Annotated in this window: 16 protein-coding genes; 12 read left to right on the plus strand and 4 right to left on the minus strand. The window is 70.2% G+C overall.

Annotation, left to right across the window (positions count from 1 at the left end):
* Nucleotides 1-33 precede the first annotated feature (33 nt).
* A complete protein-coding gene (locus ACI2L3_RS34880) occupies nt 34-351 on the minus strand; it encodes a hypothetical protein (RefSeq protein ID WP_404756434.1) in 318 nt (105 codons plus the stop codon).
* Between the two features lie 182 nt (nt 352-533).
* Between ACI2L3_RS34880 and miaA the strand changes: the two genes are divergently transcribed.
* From miaA to hflX, 6 genes are all read left to right on the plus strand, one after another.
* Complete coding sequence (gene miaA / locus ACI2L3_RS34885) at nt 534-1472, plus strand: tRNA (adenosine(37)-N6)-dimethylallyltransferase MiaA (RefSeq protein ID WP_404756435.1); 939 nt, start codon at nt 534-536, stop codon at nt 1470-1472.
* A gap of 107 nt (nt 1473-1579) precedes the next feature.
* Nucleotides 1580-2041, plus strand: coding sequence for a hypothetical protein (locus ACI2L3_RS34890; protein WP_404756486.1), 462 nt, complete (start codon nt 1580-1582; stop codon nt 2039-2041).
* A gap of 73 nt (nt 2042-2114) precedes the next feature.
* On the plus strand, nt 2115-2993 hold the full coding sequence (dapF, locus tag ACI2L3_RS34895) for a diaminopimelate epimerase (protein WP_404756436.1): 879 nt from the start codon (nt 2115-2117) through the stop codon (nt 2991-2993).
* 142 nt (nt 2994-3135) lie between these two features.
* On the plus strand, nt 3136-5274 hold the full coding sequence (locus ACI2L3_RS34900) for a RelA/SpoT family protein (RefSeq protein ID WP_404756437.1): 2139 nt from the start codon (nt 3136-3138) through the stop codon (nt 5272-5274).
* 65 nt (nt 5275-5339) lie between these two features.
* Nucleotides 5340-6824: a M1 family metallopeptidase gene (locus ACI2L3_RS34905; protein ID WP_404756438.1), complete on the plus strand. Its 1485-nt coding sequence runs from the start codon at nt 5340-5342 to the stop codon at nt 6822-6824.
* Nucleotides 6825-7018: 194 nt separating this feature from the next.
* Complete coding sequence (gene hflX / locus ACI2L3_RS34910; RefSeq protein ID WP_404756439.1) at nt 7019-8509, plus strand: GTPase HflX; 1491 nt, start codon at nt 7019-7021, stop codon at nt 8507-8509.
* 104 nt (nt 8510-8613) lie between these two features.
* On the opposite strand, the gene ACI2L3_RS34915 is transcribed toward hflX, so the two are convergent.
* Together ACI2L3_RS34915 and ACI2L3_RS34920 are read right to left on the minus strand one after the other, a co-directional pair.
* The gene (locus tag ACI2L3_RS34915) at nt 8614-9825 is read right to left on the minus strand and encodes a trypsin-like serine peptidase (RefSeq protein WP_404756440.1); all 1212 of its coding nucleotides are present in this window, start codon (nt 9823-9825) and stop codon (nt 8614-8616) included.
* A gap of 165 nt (nt 9826-9990) precedes the next feature.
* Complete coding sequence (locus tag ACI2L3_RS34920) at nt 9991-11220, minus strand: trypsin-like serine peptidase (protein WP_404756441.1); 1230 nt, start codon at nt 11218-11220, stop codon at nt 9991-9993.
* Nucleotides 11221-11707: 487 nt separating this feature from the next.
* On the opposite strand from ACI2L3_RS34920, the gene ACI2L3_RS34925 reads away from it, so the two are divergent.
* The 5 genes from ACI2L3_RS34925 (at nt 11708) to ACI2L3_RS34945 (ending at nt 20319) form a co-directional block, all read left to right on the plus strand.
* Complete coding sequence (locus ACI2L3_RS34925) at nt 11708-13333, plus strand: diaminobutyrate--2-oxoglutarate transaminase family protein (protein ID WP_404756442.1); 1626 nt, start codon at nt 11708-11710, stop codon at nt 13331-13333.
* Between the two features lie 99 nt (nt 13334-13432).
* Complete coding sequence (locus ACI2L3_RS34930) at nt 13433-15598, plus strand: IucA/IucC family protein (RefSeq protein ID WP_404756443.1); 2166 nt, start codon at nt 13433-13435, stop codon at nt 15596-15598.
* A gap of 36 nt (nt 15599-15634) precedes the next feature.
* Nucleotides 15635-16351, plus strand: coding sequence for a GNAT family N-acetyltransferase (locus ACI2L3_RS34935; protein ID WP_404756444.1), 717 nt, complete (start codon nt 15635-15637; stop codon nt 16349-16351).
* 58 nt (nt 16352-16409) lie between these two features.
* Nucleotides 16410-18308 carry an IucA/IucC family protein gene (locus ACI2L3_RS34940; RefSeq protein ID WP_404756445.1) on the plus strand — a complete coding sequence of 633 codons (1899 nt, stop codon included), beginning with the start codon at nt 16410-16412 and terminating at the stop codon, nt 18306-18308.
* Between the two features lie 40 nt (nt 18309-18348).
* Complete coding sequence (locus tag ACI2L3_RS34945) at nt 18349-20319, plus strand: ATP-dependent DNA helicase (RefSeq protein WP_404756446.1); 1971 nt, start codon at nt 18349-18351, stop codon at nt 20317-20319.
* A 142-nt stretch (nt 20320-20461) separates the two neighbouring features.
* Here ACI2L3_RS34945 and lexA read toward each other — a convergent pair whose 3' ends face one another.
* Entirely contained in the window at nt 20462-21247 is a 786-nt protein-coding gene (gene lexA / locus ACI2L3_RS34950) for a transcriptional repressor LexA (protein WP_404756447.1), read from the minus strand.
* Nucleotides 21248-21754: 507 nt separating this feature from the next.
* Between lexA and nrdR the strand changes: the two genes are divergently transcribed.
* On the plus strand, nt 21755-22300 hold the full coding sequence (nrdR, locus tag ACI2L3_RS34955) for a transcriptional regulator NrdR (protein WP_404756448.1): 546 nt from the start codon (nt 21755-21757) through the stop codon (nt 22298-22300).
* Nucleotides 22301-22435 lie beyond the last annotated feature (135 nt).

Raw genomic sequence — 22435 nt, forward strand, 5'->3', positions numbered from 1 at the left:
GGTCCACCTTCCCTCGCAGAGGAGCTGTCGGAGCTATTTGCGGGCGCCCTCACCGGCCTCGTTGTCGGCGGCCTTCTCGGCGGACTGCTGCTTCGGGATGTCCACGCCGTCCGAGTCGGCCGCTTCAGCGGTGCCGTCGGACTTGTCCTCGGCAGCGCCTTCGGTGTCCTTGTCGGCCTTGCCCGCCTCTTCGGTCCTGTCGGCCTCGGCAACGGGCTTCGCATCGGCGCCGGCCTCCGGAGACCCCTCGGCCGCTTCCGGCTCGGCTGTCAGCGTGTCGGCAGCCGCCTCGGTCGTCGATGCCTCTCCGCTGTCCTTGGCCTTCCGACGGAACCGTGCAAAAACGCCCATATCTACTCCATACGTTACTCGTGTGGGCGAAATCCCGCCCCGCCCGGTGCGTCTCATTGCGTCGCCCGGGTGATCGGTCCTCGAAACCGGCGGCCGGAACCTCGCAACAGGCAACGACCTCAGAGCCGTGCCGTCACGTAGCTCGTTCGGGAACGGGGCCCCGGGTTTGCGAGACTGGGGCGGTGAGTAGTGCAGCCCCCGCCCCGCGGGTCATCGCCGTCGTCGGTCCGACCGCGGCAGGAAAGTCCGATCTGGGCGTTTTCCTCGCCCAGCGCCTCGGCGGCGAAATCGTCAACGCCGACTCCATGCAGCTGTACCGAGGGATGGATATCGGTACCGCCAAGCTGACGCCCGAGGAGCGTGGCGGTGTGCCCCACCACCTCCTCGACATCTGGGACGTCACGGAGGCGGCCAGCGTCGCCGAGTACCAGAAGCTGGCCCGCGCCGAGATCGACCGTCTCCTCGCCGAGGGGCGCTGGCCGATCCTCGTCGGCGGCTCCGGCCTGTACGTCAGGGGGGCCGTGGACCACCTGGAGTTCCCCGGCACCGACCCCGCCGTGCGGGCCCGGCTGGAGGAGGAGCTGACGCTGCGCGGCTCCGGAGCGCTGCACGCCCGCCTCGCCGCCGCCGACCCCGAAGCGGCCCGGGCGATCCTGCCCAGCAACGGCCGCCGGATCGTCCGCGCCCTGGAGGTCATCGAGATCACGGGCAAGCCCTTCACCGCCAACCTCCCCGGCCACGACTCCGTGTATGACACCGTTCAGATCGGCGTCGACGTGGCCCGCCCCGAACTCGACGAACGCATCGCCACGCGCGTGGACCGCATGTGGGAGCGAGGCCTGGTCGACGAGGTGCGCGACCTGGAGGCCCAGGGGCTGCGCGAGGGGCGCACGGCGTCCCGCGCACTCGGCTACCAGCAGATGCTCGCGGCGCTCGCCGGGGAGTGCACGGAGGACGAGGCGCGTGCCGAAACGGTCCGCGCCACCAAGCGCTTCGCGCGCCGCCAGGACTCGTGGTTCCGCCGTGACCCGCGGGTGCACTGGCTCAGTGGGGCGGTGGCCGACCGCGAGGAACTCCCGGCACGCGCACTGGCGTTGGTCGAACGACCGGTCACAGCCTGATCACGTGATGGCATCGGGACGCTCCGGCGGTCATCCCGGCACCTGACGCCGTGCCATCATCGACCATCGATCGACCGGTGAAGTCCGAAGTGGGAGGGCGCGTGGCGATGGAGGCCGGCCCTCGTGACACCGCGCATGACGGCGGAGAGCAGCTGAGTCCCGACGGTCCCGACGAGACCCCGGGCAGCGTGACGGACGACGGTCCCGACCCGGGCGAGATGTCCCCGGAGCCCGAGGTCGAGGTCGAGCTGCGCCCGCAGCCCCGCCTGCGCGTCTGGCAGCTCGCGCCCATCGTGATCCTGGCCGCGGTCGGATCGCTGATGTTCGCGTTCCCGCTCGCCTTCGAGTTCGGCGACGGCGGCGCCGTCGTCGCCATGCTCGGGCTGCTGCTCAGCTGCTGCGCCGCCGGCTGGGGCATGATGGCCGCCCGCCGCGTGGGGCACACCTGGCCCGGACTGCCCGAGCGGGGCTCCGGGCGCCGCCCGGACTGGCGGGTCGTCTCCGCGTACGCCCTGGTGTTCCTGGGCGCCGTGGTCCTCGCCGTGTGGCGCGTGGCCAGACTCCGCTGAGCCCGCCCCGCGCGGTCCCCGGCTCGACGGCACCGCGTGACCGATTGTCGTACCCACCCCGTACGATCGAGGAATGAGCACGCGGATCGCCTTCCTCAAGGGGCACGGGACCGAGAACGACTTCGTGATCATCCCCGACCCCGACAACACCATCGAGCTGCCCCCGACCGCTGTGGCCGCCCTCTGCGACCGCCGTGCGGGCATCGGTGGGGACGGCCTCCTGCACGTCGTGCGCTCCGCCGCCCACCCCGAGGCGCGCCACCTGGCGGACCGCGCCGAGTGGTTCATGGACTACCGCAACGGCGACGGGTCGGTCGCCGAGATGTGCGGCAACGGAGTGCGTGTCTTCGCCCGGTACCTGCAGCGTGCGGGGCACGTCGGCGAGGGCGACCTGGCAGTGGCCACCCGCGGCGGCGTGAAGACCGTGCACATCGCCAAGGACGAGGCCGGCGGCGACATCACCGTCGGGATGGGCAAGGCGCTGCTCCCCGAAGGGGACGTCACCGTCTCGGTCGGCGACCACCGCTGGCCCGCGCGCAACGTGAACATGGGCAATCCGCACGCGGTCGCCTTCATCGACGACCTCTCCGAAGCGGGCAACCTCTACGACCCGCCGCCGTTCAGCCCTCCCTCCGCCTACCCGGAGGGGACGAACGTCGAATTCGTCGTGCCACGCGGCCCGCGCCACGTCGCCATGCGGGTGCACGAGCGCGGCGCCGGCGAGACCCGCTCCTGCGGCACCGGCGCGTGCGCCGTGGCCGTGGCGGCGGCCCGCAAGGACGGCGTGGACCCGGCCGTGACCGGCGCCCCGGTCACGTACACCGTCGACCTGCCCGGCGGCAGCCTGGTGATCACCGAGCGGCCCGACGGCGAGATCGAGATGACGGGCGGCGCCGTGATCGTCGCCGAGGGCGAGATCGTGCCCGAATGGATCGAAACGGCAACCTCATGAAGTGTCGCTCGAATGGGTGATCCGTTTCACGCTCGGCGAGAGGCGGTCAGCACCGCGTGATGGGCTCGGTAGCATCAAGCACCGGCCCGGACGGAGTACGCCACCGTCCGCTCACCGCCGGTCGAAGCAGCCGGAGGTGCTCATGAGTGCGGAGGCCACGAATCCGGCCACGCCCGGCCCCGTCACGTCCGGGGTCCAGCGCAGGCGCGGCCGCGCCCGTCTCGACCTGCGCAGGCTCGGTCGCGCAGCCCTCCTCGGATCAGGCACCCGGGACCGTCTCCCCGACGCGATCGGCCATGTGGCGGAGGCCCACCGCGGCCACTACCCGGACGCGGACCTGGAGCCGCTGCGCCGTGCCTACGTCCTCGCCGAGTCCTCGCACCGCGGCCAGATGCGCAAGAGCGGCGAGCCGTACATCACCCACCCGCTCGCCGTGACGCTGATCCTCGCCCAGCTCGGCGCGGAGATCACCACCCTGACCGCCTCCCTGCTGCACGACACGGTCGAGGACACGGACGTGACGCTCGACCAGGTGCGCGCCGAGTTCGGCGACGACGTCTGCTATCTGGTCGACGGCGTCACGAAGCTGGAAAAGGTCGACTACGGAGCGGCCGCGGAGCCCGAGACGTTCCGCAAAATGCTCGTCGCCACCGGCAACGACGTACGCGTCATGTCGATCAAGCTCGCCGACCGGCTGCACAACATGCGCACCCTCGGCGTCATGCGCCCCGAGAAACAGGCCCGCATCGCGAAGGTCACCCGGGACGTGCTCATCCCACTCGCCGAGCGCCTCGGTGTGCAGGCACTCAAGACGGAGCTCGAGGACCTCGTCTTCGCGATCCTCCATCCGGAGGAGTGCGCGCAGGTCAAGGCCATGATCGCCGCCAACGAGGCGAGCGCGGGCGACCCCCTCGGGGACATCGCGGGCGAGGTGCGCGGCGTACTGCGCGACGCGGGCATCACGGCCGAAGTGCTCATCAGGCCCCGGCACTCCGTCTCCGTCCACCGCGTGCACCGCAAGCGCGGCGAACTGCGCGCCTCCGACTTCGGCCGCCTCCTCGTCCTCGTGAACGAGGACGCGGACTGCTACGGAGTCCTGGGAGAGCTGCACACCTGCTTCACACCGGTCGTCTCGGAGTTCAAGGACTTCATCGCCGTACCGAAGTTCAACCTCTACCAATCGCTGCACACGGCCGTGACCCGCGCCGACGGTGAGGTCGCCGAAGTCCTCATCCGTACGCATCAGATGCACCAGGTCGCCGAAGCGGGCGTCGTCGCTCTGCGTAATCCCTACGCTCCTCCTTCGGAGGAGCCGTCCGACAGCGCCGACGACGAGCGCGTGGACCCGACCAGGCCCGGCTGGCTCTCCCGGCTCCTCGACTGGCAGCAGGCAGCCCCCGACCCCGACACGTTCTGGTCGACGCTGCGGGAGGACCTCGCCCAGGACCGCGAGATCGCCGTCTTCCGGCCCGACGGCGGCACGCTCGGCCTGCCCGCGGGCGCCAGCTGCGTGGACGCCGCCTACGCCCAGTACGGCGAGGACGCGCACGCCTGCATCGGCGCCCGCGTCAACGGCCGCCTGGCGACGCTCAGCACGGTCTTGCGGGACGGCGACACGGTGCAACTGCTCATGGGCCAGGACCTCACCTCGGGGCCCTCGCGCGAGTGGCTGGACCACGCGCGCACGCCCGCCGCGCGCATCGCCATCCGGCGCTGGCTCACCACACACCCGGCACCCGCGCCCGCGCCCTCCGTGCAGCGACCGCCCCAGCAGGCCCCGGCATCGGTGCCCAAGCCGGAGCCGACCGGAATACTGCGCCCGGCCGCCGCGAACGCCGTCGTGGACCGCGAAGGCGCGAGCGTGCGCCTCGCCGGCTGCTGTACGCCGGTGCCGCCCGACGACATCACCGCCTTCGCCGTCCGCGGGGGCGCCGTGACCGTCCACCGCGTCGGCTGTCCCGGAGCGGAGCGCATGAAGGAAGTGGGGCGCGCGGAGGTCGGCGTGCGCTGGACAGACACCGCGGAGTGCCGCGTCACGTTGATCGCCGAATCGTTCGGCCGTGCGCACCTGCTCGCCGACCTCACCGAAGCGATCGCCCTCGAAGGGGTGGCGATCATCTCGGCGACCGTGGAGCCACCGACCCAACAGCGCGTGCGCCACACGTACACGCTTCAGCTCCCCGACGCCGCCCACCTCCCGGGACTGATGCGCGCGATGCGCGCGGTCCCCGGGGTGTACGACGTGAGCCGCGCCCAGCATCCGGCAGCCGCTGTCCACTGACTCGTTCGAGTGGCCCGGCGCGCGCCGTCATGTGATGACAAGACCCGCGCTGATAGCGGTGGTTCATGCTGCTCACTCCTCGGACCACGGCTTCCCGGCCGAAGGTCCTCCGCACCCCCCGCGTCGCCGCCGCTCTGATCGCCGCGGCCGCCTCCACCGCGCTCCTCGCGGCCGGCGCACCATCACCGGCCACCCCGCTCGGCATCGGCGACCGGCTCTTCCCGCACCTGGGCAACCCCGGATACGACGTGGAGTCGTACGACATCGCCTTCACCTACAGTGGTGACAACCGCAAGCCGCTGGACGCCATCACCAAGATCTACGCTCGCGCGACCGACAACCTGGACCGCGTGAACCTCGACTTCGCGCACGGCACGGTGCGCTCCGTCGAGCTGAACGGCGAGCGCGCACGCTTCGAAAGCAGCGGCGAGGACCTGGTCGTGACGCCGTCCGCATCGGTCGGGCGCGGCGACCGGATCCTGATCACCGTCCGGCACACCAGCGACCCGGTGCCCGCGAAGGACTCCGAAGGCGGCTGGCTGCGCACCGCGGACGGACTGGCCATGGCCAATCAGGCGGATGCCGCCCACCGGGTCTTCCCGTGCAACGACCATCCGGCGGACAAGGCGCAGTTCACCTTCAGGATCACCGCTCCCAAGGAGCTCACCGCGGTCGCCAACGGCGTCCCGGCCGGCTCGACCCGGAACGGTGGGTCCACCACCTGGGCGTACCGCTCCCATCACCCCATGGCGACGGAGCTGGCCCAGGTGTCGATCGGCCGCTCGACCGTGGTGCACCGGGAGGGGCCGCACGGCCTTCCGCTGCGTGACGTGGTGCCCACCAAGGACCGCAAGCTCCTGGAGCGCTGGCTGAAGAAGACGCCCGGCCAGATCGGCTGGATGGAGCAGAAGGTCGGCCAGTACCCCTTCGAGGTCTACGGGATCCTGGTCGCCCAGGCGAAGACCGGCTTCGAACTCGAGACGCAGACGCTCTCTCTCTTCGAGAGAGAGATCTTCACCCGCCCCGAGTACCCCGAGTGGTACGTCGATGCGGTCATGGTGCACGAGCTCGCACACCAGTGGTTCGGCGACAGCGTCAGCCCGCGGTCCTGGTCGGATCTCTGGCTCAACGAAGGCCACGCCACCTGGTACGAGGCCCTTTTCGCCGAGGAGAAGTCGGATCGGCCGCTGGTCGACAGGATGCGGAACGCCTACCGCCAGTCGGACCGCTGGCGCGCGGCCGGCGGGCCCCCGGCCAGGCCGAAGGCGCCCGCGCCCGGACAGAAGATCAGCCTCTTCCGTCCCGTCGTCTACGACGGCAGCGCGCTGGTGCTCTACGCCCTGCGCCAGGAGATCGGGCATGCCGCCTTCGATCGCCTGGAGCGGAGGTGGGTCCGCATGTACCGCGACGGCAACGCCGAGACCGCTGACTTCGTGCGGCTCGCCTCCCAGGTGAGCGGACGTGATCTGGGCGGATTCTTCGACAGCTGGCTGTACGCGGAGAAGACGCCGCCGATGCCGGGGCACCCGGACTGGAGTTCCGGGAAATAACCTGGATGACGAGACGGGCCGTGCCGTGCAACCATCATCAGGTCGACGGCACGCCCGTCAGGGACATCCCCTCGGGGACATCTCAGGGCACGATCGGCCGGTTCCGGGAATCTCCGGACCCCGCCGGGCGTTGACGACTGTGACGGATCCCGCATCCGTCGCCCTTCCCATCGACGAATCGACGTAAGGACCAAATGACCTCCTCTTCTTCCCCTTCCCAGGACGCACAGAGCTTCGCGCAGAACTACCCCGAAGGTCTTCGGGCCGATGCCCTGATGGAAGAGGACGTCGCCTGGAGCCACGAGATCGACGGAGAGCGGGACGGCGAGCAGCTCGACCGCTCCGAGCGCGCGGCTCTGCGCCGCGTCGCCGGCCTCTCCACCGAGCTCGAGGACGTCACCGAAGTCGAGTACCGACAGCTCCGCCTGGAGCGAGTGGTGCTCGTCGGCGTGTGGACTTCGGGAACGGTCCAGGATGCGGAGAACTCCCTCGCCGAGCTGGCAGCTCTCGCCGAGACGGCGGGCGCACTCGTGCTCGACGGTGTCGTCCAGCGCCGCGACAAGCCCGACCCGGCGACGTACATCGGCTCCGGCAAGGCCCTGGAGCTGCGCGACATCGTGCTCGAGACCGGAGCCGACACCGTCGTCTGCGACGGTGAGCTGAGCCCCGGCCAGCTGATCCACCTCGAGGACGTCGTCAAGGTCAAGGTGGTCGACAGGACCGCCCTGATCCTCGACATCTTCGCCCAGCACGCCAAGTCCCGAGAGGGCAAGGCGCAGGTCGCGCTCGCGCAGATGCAGTACATGCTGCCGAGGCTCCGTGGCTGGGGTCAGTCGCTCTCCCGTCAGATGGGTGGCGGCGGCGGTGGCGGCATGGCCACCCGTGGACCCGGTGAGACGAAGATCGAGACGGACCGGCGACGGATCCGCGAGAAGATGGCGAAGATGCGCCGGGAGATCGCGGAGATGAAGACGGGCCGCGACATCAAGCGGCAGGAGCGCCGGCGCAACAAGGTGCCTTCGGTCGCGATCGCCGGGTATACGAACGCGGGCAAGTCCTCGCTCCTCAACCGCCTCACGGGCGCGGGCGTGCTGGTGGAGAACGCGCTGTTCGCCACCCTCGACCCCACCGTGCGCCGGGCCGAGACGCCGAGCGGCCGGGTTTACACACTGGCGGACACCGTCGGTTTTGTGCGGCATCTGCCGCACCACCTCGTGGAGGCCTTCCGCTCCACGATGGAGGAGGTCGGTGACTCCGACCTGATCCTGCACGTGGTGGACGGTTCGCATCCGGTGCCGGAGGAGCAGCTCGCCGCCGTGCGCGAGGTGATCCGCGACGTGGGCGCCACCGACGTGCCCGAGATCGTCGTGATCAACAAGGCGGACGCGGCGGACCCGCTGGTACTGCAGCGCCTGCTGCGCAACGAGAAGCACGCGATCGCGGTTTCCGCGCGGTCCGGTGTCGGCATCGAGGAGCTGCTCGGGCTCATCGACACCGAGCTGCCGCGGCCCGAGGTCGACATCGAGGCCCTCGTTCCGTACACGCACGGTCAGCTCGTCTCCCGGGCGCACGCCGAGGGCGAGGTGCTCTCCGAGGAGCACACCGGTGAGGGCACCCTGCTCAAGGCGCAGGTGCACGAGGAGCTCGCCGCGGAGCTCGCTCCGTATGTGCTCGCCGCGCACTGAACCGAGCGCCATCCGGTAGTACACACGGCCCGGTAGTACACACGGCGAAGGCCCGCCCCCTCTCGCAGGGGGCGGGCCTTCGCCGTGTCAGCGGTGCCGTGCGGCTACTGCGCGCCGTACTTCTTGCTCATCATGTCGTAGACCTGCTCGGCGCCCCGGCCGAGCTGAGGGCCGGCCAGCCAGGTGTTCTCGGCCGGGCCGATCGAGGTGTTCGACACGAGCTTCGTCTTGCCGCCCACCATCCGGAACCAGCCGCCGCCGGACGAACCGCCGGTCATGGTGCAGCCGATGCGGTACATCGTCGGCAAGGAGGGCGACATCGAGAGTCGGCCCGGCTTGTCGGCACACTTGTGCATGATCAGGCCGTTGTACGGCGGGGCGGCGGGGTAGCCCCAGGCACCCATCGAGCTGACGCTCCGCGCGGCCGGGGTGGAGAAGTCGACGTCGAGCGCGTTGCCGACGGTCTCCTCCAGGGACTTGCCGCCCTGCTCCGGCTTCACGTGCATCACGGCGTAGTCGTACGTCGCACCCGCGCCGCCCGTCGGACCGCCTTCGTTGATCCACTCGTTGGAGGTCGAGACCCAGTCCGCCCAGTACTGGCCGTAGGGGGCGATCTCCTGCGGGGCCGCGTTGCGCAGCGCGGCCTCGGACTTGCCCAGGTCGTTGTAGGACGGCACGAAGGCGATGTTGCGGTACCAGCCGCCGTTCTGACCGGCGTGCACGCAGTGGCCCGCGGTCCACACGAGGTTGGACTTGCCGGGGTTGCGCGGGTCCTTCACGACCGTGCCGGAGCAGACCATCGATCCCTCGGGGGAGTCGAAGAAGATCTTCCCGACCGGGGCGGCGTTCTCGTGGTACGGCGTCTTCTCGTGCTTGGCCCGGACCGGGGCCGGCTCGGGGTCGGTCGCGCCCTGGTCGGCCGACGCGTCCTTCGCGGCGATCGTCTTGTTCGGGTCCTTGGCCTTCTTCATCCGCTCGGGCTTCCAGAGCCCTTCGATGACCGGGTTGGCGAAGTCCTTGGCCTCGCGCACCCAGTCGCTCTTGTCCCAGTTCTTCCAGGCGCCGTTCTTCCAGTCGTCCAGGTCGATCCCGTTGTCCTTGAGCTTGTCGGCGAGGCCGTCGGGAAGCTCGGTGTCGGAACCGGAGTCGGAGCCGTCGGCTCCCTGGGACGTCGTGGTGTCCGGCTTGTCGCTCGCCTTGTCGTCGCTCGGGCCACAGGCCGTGGCGGTGAGCGCCAAGGCCGCTGCGAGCCCGGTGGCGGCGAGCGCCGCCCGCCGGCCGCGGCTGCGCGCGAACGGCGCACGAGTGGAACGCATGGTGCTGTTACCCCCGTTGGAACGTGTGATTGCCATGTACTTGTCATGCGTCTGAGCAGGGATCCGCGAGATCCGCTGCGACGCAACACCTCACTATGCCTGTGAGGTTGGGGACGAACAGCGGCGGGGTCGTGAAGGTTTCCGACGCCCCGCCGCTCTGAACCGCTACCGGCCGGCGAACTTCTTGCTGACCGCGTTGTAGATGCCCTTGGCTTCCTTGCCGAGGCGCGGACCGGCCAGCCAGCCGGCCGTCACCGGGCCGATGGACGTGTTCGACACCAGCGCGGGCTTGCCGTCCTGGCCCTTGGCGACCCAGCCGCCACCGGACGAACCGCCGGTCATGGTGCAGCCGACGCGGTACATCGTCGGGTCGGGCTTGGTCAGCGAGAGCCGTCCCGGCTTGTCGGCGCACTGGAACAGCTTCTGGCCGTCGAACGGCGGCGCCGCCGGGTACCCGGTCGCCGTCATGGTGTCGATCTGCGGCACGGCCGGAGCGTTGAAGTCCACGGGAAGCGCGGAACCGACCGTCTCCTCAAGCGACTTGCCGTCGCTGCCCTTCTCCGGCTTCACGTGAATGACCGCGAAGTCGTACGGCGCGCCCTTGCCGCCCGTCGGACCGCCCTGCTCGATCCACTGGTCGGAGGTCTGCGCCCAGTCGCCCCACCAGACGCCGTACGGAGCGACCTCTTCCTTGGGAGCGTTCTGCAGCTCCTCGGCCGACTTTCCGCTGTTGTTGTACGAGGGGACGAAGACCATGTTGCGGTACCAGCCGCCCTCGGCGCCCGCGTGCACGCAGTGGCCCGCGGTCCACACCATGTTGGACTTGCCCGGGTTGGCCGGGTCCTTGACGACGGTCGCGGAGCAGACCATCGAACCCTTGGGGCCGTCGAAGAAGAGCTTGCCGGACTCGGCGACCTGGTCGTGGTAGGGCGCCTTCACGGCGGCCGCCTCCACGGGCTTGGGCGTCGGGTCGGTGATGCCCTGGTCACCGGAGATGTCGTTCTCGTCGACGCCCCGGTCGGGGTTCTTGTCGGCGTCCCGCATCCGGTCCGGGTCCCAGAGGTCCTCGATGATCGGGTTGACGAAGTCGCCGGCCTCGCGCAGCCAGTCGTCCTTGTTCCAGTTCTTCCAGGCGCCGTTCTTCCACTCGTCCAGATCGATCCCGTTGTCCTTGAGCTTCTCCTTCCAGGCATCCGGGATCTGGATCTTGTCGTCACCGTTGCTGTCACCGGGCTGTGCCGAGGACGAGTCACCGCCGGCGTTGTCCTCGGTGGGGCCACAGGCCGTGGCGGTCAGTACGAGCGCCGCGCCGAGCGCCACAGCCGCCACGGGGGCGGTTCTGGTGCGCACGCTCCTCCTGTTGCGAACGGTGAAGAGCGGACGTATGGGTCGCATCGTGAGAATCCCCCTGGGCCTCGAAATTGGTTCAAAGTGCTGGACATCCGGGTGTGGAACACCCGTCGCCACCGGTGCGGCGCCCCTTGGCTGTGTTGCTTTGGTTTGCTCTGATTTGCTCGGGGGAGCGGTGCACCTGTCGCTGATGAACGGCCCCCACACTATGCCGGTGCCGTTGGGGACGGCCGACGGAAGGGCAACGGTTCCGTCACGGCAAGGATCTTCCGACTGCCCGTGATTCTCCGGGGATTCCGTCGTTGGTACGTACGGGGGAGTCGCGGCCTGCGTTCATCCCCCTGCCAACTCGCCCGCGCATCCGCCCAGATGGGCTCCCCGGAGCCGCCCCGGACGGACGCGCTCGTCCGCAGCGGGAGGACCAACAGTCGTGGCCGTGACCGAGCCTGCGCCCGCGGCAGTATCCGCAGGAAATTCCGTAACGCAGTCCGTGACACCGTCCGCGACGCACTCCGTGTCGCAGGAAGGGATCTTGCGCCGCCAGTCGGCGCGCGAGTCGGCGGCGCGCACCTACGCGCGCGCCCTCCCGATCGTGCCGGTACGGGCACGCGGCCTGACGATCGAGGGCGCGGACGGCCGCCGCTACCTCGACTGCCTCTCGGGCGCCGGAACCCTGGCCCTCGGTCACAACCACCCCGTGGTACTCGAAGCGATCAGAAAGGTCCTCGACTCCGGGGCACCACTGCACGTACTCGACCTGGCCACACCGGTCAAGGACGCCTTCACCACCGAGCTGTTCCACACGCTGCCACGCGGCCTCGCCGACCACGCGCGCATCCAGTTCTGCGGCCCCGCGGGGACGGACGCGGTGGAGGCGGCGCTGAAACTGGTCCGCGCCGCCACCGGCCGCGACAACCTGCTCGCCTTCACCGGCGCCTACCACGGCATGACGGCCGGGGCGCTCGAAGCGTCCGGCGGCGCATCGGACGTACGCGTCGCGCGCCTGCCCTATCCGCAGGACTACCGCTGCCCGTTCGGCGTCGGCGGCGAGCGCGGCGCCGAACTCTCCGCCCGGTGGACCGAAAGCCTCCTCGACGACCCCAAGTCGGGTGTGACCGCGCCCGCCGGCATGATCCTCGAACCGGTCCAGGGCGAGGGCGGAGTGCTCCCGGCTCCCGACGCCTGGCTCCGCCGGATGCGCGAGATCACCGCCGCGCGCGACATCCCCCTCATCGCGGACGAGGTACAGACCGGCGTCGGCCGCACCGGAGCCTTCTGGGCCGTCGAGCACAGCGGCGTCGTCCCGGACGTGATGGTGCTCTCCAAGGCGATCGGCGGCAGCCTTCCGCTGGCCGTCGTCGTCTACCGAGACGACCTCGACGTCTGGCCGCCCGGCGCACACGCGGGCACCTTCCGCGGCAACCAGCTCGCCATGGCCGCGGGCGCGGCGACCCTCGCCTACGTCCGCGAGAACGGCCTCGCCGAACGCGCCGCCACCCTCGGCGCCCGCATGCTCGCCCAGCTACGTTCCCTCGCCGCGGAACACCCCTGCATCGGCGAGGTTCGCGGTCGGGGATTGATGATCGGCGTGGAACTGGTGGATCCGGCTTCGGATCCGGGCCCGGGGCTGGGATCGAGGTCGCGGTCGGAGCCGGGGTCGGAGCCGGGGTCCGGGTCGGAGCCGACGCAGGGGGCAACGGCAGGCGGAACCTCGATGCGTGGGCCGGAGCCGGTGCCGGGAGCGATCCCGGCACCGACCATCCCTGCCTCTGTCCCCGCCCCGGCCCCGGGAGCGCACCGAGAGGCTGCGTCGGCAGCCACCCGGGGCGGGAGCGGGGCTGGGACCGGGGGCGGTGTCGGGGACGGGACTGGTGACGGTGTCGGTGTCGCGCCCGTCTCACCAGGCACCGCCCAGCCCGGCCCGCCGCCCTCGGATGATCCCTTCGTCGCCTCACAGCCCCGCCCCCCGGCCCCCGAACTCGCCGCGGCCGTGCAGCGCGAGTGCCTGCACCGTGGACTCATCGTCGAACTGGGTGGCCGCCACTCCAGCGTCGTACGACTCCTGCCTCCCCTCACCCTCACCGACGAACAGGCGGCCGCGGTCCTCGACCGTCTCGCCGACGCGCTGGCCACCGCGGCGCGCGCCCACCACGCATAGCCAAGACGGCCCCGGGCCGTTCCGGCTGACACAGGCCGCCGAGCGTGTACCGACCCCGTCACCACACGGAGCCCCTGACAACCTCACAAGGAAGCCCTCTTGAACGCCACCCCCGCATCCGAAGACCGCCCCCAACCTCCCGCCCCAGGCGCGTGCGGCGCGCACACCTCACTGGTGGCGGAGTCCGGTACGGTCCCCCGGCAGAAGGGTGGCGGCCAAGAGGCCGAGCGCCTGTGCGGCACGTCGACCGACCTCCTGGAGCACCCCGACCCGCACGTCGCCGCACAGGCGGCAGCCGTCGAGAACCTCCTGCGGTGCTGGGTCAGGGAGAACAACATCCCCGCTCCGGACCGCGGCGTCCTGCGCATCCCTCTCGAAGCCAGCGCAACGGCCCTGCTCGTCCCCGTGCACTACTGGTCAGCCACCGGCTGGCACCGCTTCAGCCTCCCTTACCTCGAAGACGGCCCGGCGACCGCCCCGCCCGTCGACGCCGTCACCGTCGCCGCCCTCCTCGGCCGCGAGACGGCCCGCCGCGCCACGGAGCCACCGGCGGACAGCTCAACCGAAACGACCGCATCGACGGAAACAACTGGATCGACCGAGCAAGTCGAGCAGACCGAACCGCCTCAGCCGACTGGACAGACCGAGCCGACTGAACCGACTGAACCGACCGAGGCAGCGGAGACGGCCCAGGACAGGACGCTCACCTCGGACGACCCCGCCGGTGCAGGCGAGCCGGCCGAGACCAGCGGATCGGCCAGCCCGAGTACCGCCGCGCCGGCCCGGGCGGCTGCGGCGGCGGAGCCGGGTGACGGGGCCGACCTGGTCGGCCGGGTCGCCGACAGCGTCCGGCGCACGGCCGCGTTCATCGCCGACCGCCGCAACAGGCCCGACGACGAGCCCGACCTCTTTCTCGCCGCCGAACAGTCCCTGCTCCTCGGGCACCCCCTGCATCCGACCCCCAAGAGCCGCGAGGGCCTGTCCGACACTGAATCCCGCCTGTACTCACCGGAGTTGCGCGGCGCCTTCGCACTGCACTGGCTGGCCGTCGACCGCTCTGTACTCGCTTCCGACTCGGCCTGGACCGAACGTGGCCGTGCTGTCCCCGCCGACCAGCTCACCGCCCGCCTCGCAGGCCCGGATCTACCGCTCCCGGACGGTCGCGTCGCTCTGCCCGTGCACCCCTGGCAAATGCGCGAGCTCCGACACCGCCCCGCGACCGCTGGGCTCCTCGACGCCGGACTTCTCCAGGACCTCGGCCCTCATGGCGCCCCTTGGCACCCCACCTCCTCCGTACGCACTCTCTACCGCTCCGGCGCGGCCGCCATGCTGAAGCTCTCGCTCGGCCTGCGCATCACCAACTCCCGCCGTGAGAACCTGCTCAAGGAGCTCCACCGCGGCGTCGAGGTGCACCGGCTGCTCCGTAGCGGCCTGGGCGAAGAGTGGCAGTCGGCCCACCCCTCCTTCGACGTGGTCCGTGACCCGGCGTGGCTCGCCGTCACCGACCCCGACGGAGCCCCGGTCCCCGGACTCGACGTCATGATCCGGCACAATCCCTTCCGCCCCGGCGACGACGCCACCTGCATCGCCGGACTCGTCTCGCCGAAGCCGTCGGCGCTGCCCGGCTGCCAGGAGCGTCCCTCGATGCGCTCCCGGCTCGCCGAGACCATCACCCGCCTCGCCGGGCGAACGGGACGCCCCCGTGGCGCCGTTGCCGCCGAGTGGTTCCTGCGCTACCTCGAAACCGTCGTGCGGCCCGTGCTGTGGCTGGACGGCGAAGCGGGCGTCGCCCTGGAGGCGCACCAGCAGAACACCCTCCTCATCCTCGACCCCGACGGATGGCCGACGGGCGGCCGCTACCGGGACAACCAGGGCTACTACTTCCGCGAGTCCCGCCGCGCCGATCTCGAACGACGTCTTCCCGGCATCGGCCAGGACAGCGACACCTTCGTGTCCGACGAGGTGACGGACGAGCGGTTCGCCTACTACCTCGGCATCAACAACGTCCTCGGACTCATCGGCGCCCTCGGTGCCGAACGGCTCGCGGACGAACGGCTGTTGCTCGCCGCATTCCGCCGCTTCCTCGGCGATGTCGCGTCAGGGCCCGACAGGCTGCGCACCTCTCTGCCCGCGACTCTGCTCGACTCACCCGTCCTGCGCTGCAAGGCCAACCTGCTGACCAGGCTGCACGGTCTCGACGAGCTTGTCGGGCCCGTCGACACCCAGTCCGTCTACGTCACCATCCCCAACCCCCTTCATTCCTGAGGAACATGCCCCACCTCTGCTGACAGGAGCGACGACGTGCCTCCCATCGATCCGAGCGCCGACGCCGGAGGCCAGTCCGGTGCTGCGGGCGCCGACTGCACGGACACCCTCGACCTGCGCCTGCCCGAGGAGCTCGTCGCTCTGCCGGCCGAGGGACACGGACGTGCCGCCGCGGTGGAGGACGATCTCCTGGATGGCGTCGGGGGGTGGGGGCCCGTCACCACCGCCGCCGGCGTCTTCCAACTCGTACCCGCACGTCCCGAACGCGACCTCCCGCTGATCAGTCGATGGATGAACGACCCCGCCGTGGCCGCCTTCTGGGAACTCGCGGGACCCGAATCCGTTACCGACGCCCACCTGCGCCGACAGCTCGGTGGAGACGGGCGGAGCGTCCCCTGCCTGGGCGTGCTGGACGGCATGCCGATGAGCTATTGGGAGATCTATCGGGCAGACCTCGACCCCCTGGCCCGTCACTACCCCTCACGTCCGCATGACACAGGAATCCACCTCCTCATCGGCAGAGTCGCCAACCGTGGCCGCGGCCTCGGCACTTCGCTGCTGAGAGCCGTCGCTGATCTGACACTCGACCGACGCCCCGCATGCACCCGCGTCGTAGCTGAACCCGACCTGCGCAACACCCCCTCCGTCTCCGCGTTCCTGAGCGCCGGCTTCCGCTACGTCGCGGAAGTCGATCTGCCCGACAAACGCGCGGCTCTCATGGTCCGTGATCGGGCCCTGCGCGCCGTGCTCTGACCCGGTCACTCTTAGTACACCGCTCGCCTCGATCCGGTTCCCTCACTGAGGAGTCCCCGTGCCGAATCCGTCCGTCAGCCCGATTCCCAGCCCTTCCGCCGAGCTGTACGACCCACCCGAGCTGACCCAGGACAGATGGCGCGAGGCCGGGTGCCGCCTGCTGGCGAAGATGCTCGGAGAGTTCGCGTACGAGGAGATCATCCGGCCAGAACCCGCTGACGACGAGAAGGCGGGCACCTACCGGCTCCACCTCGAACCGACCGAGCCTGACGAGATCGCCGCGTCGGCGGGGGAGCGGAGCGAGACCGACGCCCCGCCCCAGCCGCGGGGCGCCTGCATCACATTTCGCGCGCGTCGAGGCGCGTACGGCAGTTGGTATGTGGACCGGGCCGGCCTGACCCTCACGGAGGGAAACGGGCCGGCTCTCCCTTTCAGCGACCCCCTGCGGTTCCTGGTGATGGCCCGCCGGACCCTGGGCCTGGACGGTGCCACGCTCGGGCACCTCATCCGCGAGCTCACCGTCACGCTGAGTGCCGACGCCCGCATAGATCACACGGCGCTCAGCGCCGCGCAACTCGCCGACCTCGGATACGCGGAACTCGAAGGACACCAGACCGGCCACCCTTGGCTCGTCCTCAACAAGGGACGCATCGGGTTCTCCGCGGGCGACACCGACCGATGGGCGCCCGAAGGCCGCCGCTCCACGACGCTTCCATGGATCGCCGTCCACACCCGTCTCGCTGTGTACAGAGGGGTCATGGGACTGGACACCGCTCAGCGTCTTTACGCCCGCGAGCTCTCCGCCGACACCCGAAAAGTGTTCGCCGACTTACTCCGCGCACGCGGACTCGATCCGCAGGAGTACCTCTACCTCCCCGTACACCCCTGGCAGTGGGACGAGACCGTGCTGCCGCTCTTCGCGCCGTCCATCGCCGCAGGCGCCATCGTTCCCCTCTGCAGCGACGGTGACCTGCGCCTTCCTCAGCAGTCGATCCGTACGTTCCTCAACGCCTCGCGCCCCGAGCGGCACACCGTGAAGCTTCCGCTTTCGGTCCTCAATACGCTCGTGTGGCGAGGCCTCCCGACAGGGCGCACGGTCGCCGCGCCCGCCGTCACGGCATGGATGCACGCGCTGCGTGAGGCAGACCCCTTCCTGCGCGACGAATGCCGAGTGATCCTTCTGGGTGAAGTGGCATCGGTGGCCGTCGAGCACCCCCTGTACGACGGGCTGCCCGAAGTTCCCTACCAGTACCGAGAGTTGCTGGGCGCCATCTGGCGCGAGCCGGTGAACCGGTACCTCGCCCCCGGTGAGCGTGCTCGAACCCTTGCCTCGCTCACGCACACCGACCCCGACGGCCGGGCGTTCGTCGCGGAGCTCGTGGAACGCTCGGGGCTGGCTCCCTCAGTGTGGCTGCGGCGGCTCTTCGGCGCCCTGCTGCCGCCACTGCTGCACTTCCTGTACCGCTACGGCACCGTGTTCTCCCCTCACGGGGAGAACACCATCGTCGTCTTCGACGACAAGGACGTACCCGTCCGGCTGGCGGTGAAGGACTTCGTGGACGACGTCAACGTGAGCGCTGTGCCGCTGCCGGAGCAGGACTCGATGCCGGACGACGTCCGCGACGTACTGCTCACCGAGCCCCCCGGCTTCCTCACCCAGTTCATCCACTCGGGTCTCTTCGTAGGAGTCTTCCGGTACCTCGCGCCCCTCTGCGAGGACCAACTCGGTGTCCACGAAAGTCACTTCTGGTCCCTGGTGCGCGCGGAGATCCTCCGGCACCAGGCGCGCGCTCCGGAGCTGAAGGAACGGTACGAGATGTTCGATCTGCTCACACCCCGTATCGAGCGACTCTGCCTGAACCGGAACCGCCTCCACCTCGACGGATACCGCGACCGCCCCCAGCGCCCGCACGCCGCCGTGCACGGGACCGTGGCCAACCCTCTCCACCAGCCTTGATCGCCGGATTGTCAGTGGGGCACCGTAGGGTGGTCGCGCTATGACGAAGCCCTCCCTCCCCGAGCTCCTGCACGCCGCCGTCACCGCTGTCGGCGGCACGGAACGCCCTGGCCAGGTGTCCATGGCCGAGACCGTCGCCGAGGCGATCGACGACGGCTCACACCTGCTGGTCCAGGCCGGCACCGGCACGGGCAAGTCCCTCGGCTACCTGGTGCCGGCCCTGGCCCACGGCGAGCGCGTGGTGATCGCGACGGCCACCCTCGCCCTGCAGCGCCAGCTCGTGGAGCGGGACCTGCCGCGCACGGTGGACGCGCTGCATCCGCTGCTCCGCCGCCGCCCCCAGTTCGCGATGCTCAAGGGCCGCTCGAACTATCTGTGTCTGCACCGTCTCCACGAAGGCATGCCGCAGGACGAGGAGGAGGGCCTTTTCGATCAGTTCGAGGCGGCCGCTCCCACCAGCAAGCTGGGCCAGGACCTCCTGCGCATGCGGGACTGGGCCGACGAGACCGAGACCGGCGACCGTGACGACCTGACCCCCGGGGTGTCCGACCGCGCGTGGTCCCAGGTCTCCGTCTCCTCCAGGGAGTGCCTGGGCGCTTCGAAGTGTGCCTATGGGGCGGAGTGCTTCGCGGAGGCGGCCCGTGAGCGCGCCAAGCTCTCCGACGTCGTCGTCACGAACCACGCGCTGCTCGCCATCGACGCCATCGAGGGCGCGCCCGTCCTGCCCCAGCACGAGGTGCTGATCGTCGATGAGGCCCACGAGCTGGTCTCCCGTGTCACCGGCGTGGCCACGGGCGAGCTCACCCCGGGGCAGGTCAACCGCGCCGTGCGCCGCGCGGCGAAGCTCGTCAACGAAAAGGTGGCCGACCAGCTCCAGACCGCGTCGGAAGGTTTTGAGCGCCTGATGGAGCTGGCCCTGCCAGGCCGTCTGGAGGAGATCCCGGAGGACCTCGGGTATGCGCTGATGGCGTTGCGTGACGCCGCCCGGGGAGTCATCACGGCTCTCGGTTCGACCCGGGACAAGTCGGTCCAGGACGAGGACGCCGTCCGTAAGCAGGCGCTCGCGTCCGTGGAGTCGATCCACGACGTGGCGGAGCGCATCACGAACGGCTCCGAGTACGACGTCGTCTGGTACGAGCGTCATGAACGCTTCGGCGCCTCCCTGCGGGTGGCCCCCATGTCCGTGTCGGGGCTGCTGCGGGAGAAGCTCTTCGCCGACCGTTCGGTGGTCCTCACCTCTGCCACGCTCAAGCTGGGCGGCGATTTCAACGGGGTGGGGGCTTCGCTCGGCCTGGCCCCGGAGGGCACCGAGTCCGAGGACGCCCCTGTGTGGAAGGGCCTCGACGTGGGCTCCCCCTTCGACTACGGCAAGCAGGGCATTCTGTACGTGGCCAAGCATCTGGCCCGGCCGGGCCGTGAGGGCACCCGGAGCGACATGCTCGACGAGCTGGCCGAGCTGATCCAGGCGGCCGGTGGCCGCACGCTCGGCCTGTTCTCCTCCATGCGTGCCGCTCAGAGCGCGGCGGAGGAGCTGCGGGAGCGCTTGGACGTGCCGATTCTCCTGCAGGGGGAGGAGACCTTGGGCGAGCTGATCAAGGGCTTCGCGGCTGACTCGGAGACCTGCCTCTTCGGGACGCTCTCGCTCTGGCAGGGCGTCGACGTGCCGGGCCCCAGCTGCCAGTTGGTGATCATGGACAAGATCCCGTTCCCGCGCCCCGACGATCCGCTGATGAGTGCTCGCCAGAAGGCGGTCGACGAGGCCGGTGGCAATGGCTTCATGGCGATCGCGGCGACCCATGCGGCTCTGCTGATGGCGCAGGGCGCGGGACGTCTCGTACGGGCGTCAGGGGACCGCGGAGTGGTAGCCGTCCTGGACCCCCGGCTGGCCACCGCGCGCTACGGCAGCTATCTGCGGGCTTCGCTGCCCGACTTCTGGTACACGACGGACCGCAGTCAGGTACGCCGCTCGTTGGCGGCGATCGACGCCGCGGCGAAGGCGGACGAGGCATAGGGGGCGGCTCTCGGCTTCGGCCACGGGGCTCGTCCGTCGTGGCCGTGCGGCCCCGACGCAGGCTCGTGGCGGTCCGGCCCCGGACGCAGCAGGGCCCCGGAACCGGCGCAGTTGGTTCCGGGGCCCGGTCAGGGGCGGGGTCTCACACCCGCCGCAGCACCGCCACGACCTTGCCGAGGATGGTTGCCTCGTCGCCGGGGATCGGCTGGTACGCGGAGTTGTGCGGCAGCAGCCAGACGTGTCCGTCCTCGCGCTTGAATCGCTTGACCGTCGCTTCGCCGTCCAGCATGGCGGCCACGATGTCACCGTTCTCCGCGACGGGCTGGCGGCGCACCGTGACCCAGTCACCGTCACAGATCGCGGCTTCGATCATCGAGTCACCGACGACCTTGAGTACGAAGAGCTCGCCGTCTCCCACGAGCTGTCGGGGGAGGGGGAAGACGTCCTCCACCGACTCCTCGGCGAGGATCGGCCCACCGGCCGCGATACGGCCGACGAGCGGGACGTACGACGCCGCCGGCTTGCCGGTGGTGTCGGTGGGCTGGCTGCTGGGCTGGTCCGAGCCCCGCACCTCGTACGCGCGAGGGCGGTGCGGGTCGCGGCGCAGGAAGCCCTTGCGCTCCAGAGCCATCAGCTGGTGGGCGACGGAGGAGGTGCTGGAGAGGCCGACGGCCTGCCCGATCTCCCGCATCGACGGTGGGTAGCCGCGCCGCTGCACGGAGTCCCTGATGACCTCGATCACGCGGCGTTGCCGGTCGGTCAGCCCCGAGCTGTCGGCCCGGATGCCTGGAGGTCGGCCCGGCAGGGAGCGAGTGGGCTTGGGCCCCTCCTGGTTCGTGGCTGCTTCAGTCATGGCATGCACCGGCTCGAGTCGGCTCTGGGAGCGGTCCTGGGCAGTGATGGTGGCGCTGTCTGCGGTGGTGGTCACGTCGGTCGGCCCCTCTCGAGATGTTCTCTCCCTAGCTAGCCAACGGTAATTGCTTTCGAAAGGTTGCGCCAAACACACGTTCGAGTGAAAAAACGTAGATTACCCGCCGTGATCATGTGTTTGGGTGTATGGCTGACGCTCGGGCCGAACGGCATTTCGGTTCATTACGGTACGCTTCACCGCCGGGACGGTGAGCCCCTCGGCGGGGCTCCCATACTGCCACTCGGCACCCCGTCAACCCGGCACCGGCCCCCGCCCCGAGCGGCGTGAGTGACGGCCCCGCGGCTTTGATGTGATCCGGGATGCCTTCCGGGGCGGTACGACACGCGCAGTGCTGAAAAAGCGACCTAACCCCAGATCTAGTGGTTGGATTGCCGCAGCAGCCCAGAAGTTGTGGTCCCTGGTCTTTCAGGGCCTCCGGGATCGCCTATGCTTGGGGCTGCTTCGAGGGCCCCGAGGGCCCGTTGAGGCTTATGAGTCGTGCCGTGAAGGAGGGTTGGGAGTTCCATGCACTGCCCCTTCTGCAGGCACCCCGACAGCCGCGTAGTCGACAGCCGGACCACCGACGACGGCACGTCGATCCGCAGGCGCCGTCAGTGCCCCGACTGTTCCCGTCGTTTCACGACCGTGGAGACGTGCTCACTGATGGTGGTCAAGCGCAGCGGCGTGACGGAGCCCTTCAGTCGCACCAAGGTCATCAATGGCGTCCGCAAGGCGTGCCAGGGGCGGCCGGTGACCGAGGACGCCCTCGCTCTGCTCGGCCAGCGGGTCGAAGAGGCGGTGCGGGCCACCGGAAGCGCCGAGCTGACCACTCACGACGTGGGCCTTGCCATACTCGGCCCGTTGCAGGAGCTCGACCTGGTCGCCTACCTGCGTTTCGCGTCCGTGTACCGGGCTTTCGACTCGCTCGAGGACTTCGAGGCTGCCATCGGGGAGCTGAGGGAACAGCGGCTCCGGGCGGAGCCGTGCGACGCGGGCGGAGAGCGCGTCGTGAATGACTGCGGGCCCGGAGGGACTGTCGAAGTCCCGGTGCCCGCCACTGCCGCCGACTGACCGGCTGACCGACCGGCCGGCGGCGAACCAGACCTGTTGAGGGCGTCCTCTGCGATGCCCGCAACATCAGACACACATCCGTGCCACGGGAAGAACGTGGTACTTCAGGGCGTTTTAGCCTGATACAGGGAGGCG

Source organism: Streptomyces sp. NPDC029674 (assembly GCF_044903205.1).
Taxonomy (GTDB): Bacteria; Actinomycetota; Actinomycetes; order Streptomycetales; family Streptomycetaceae; genus Streptomyces.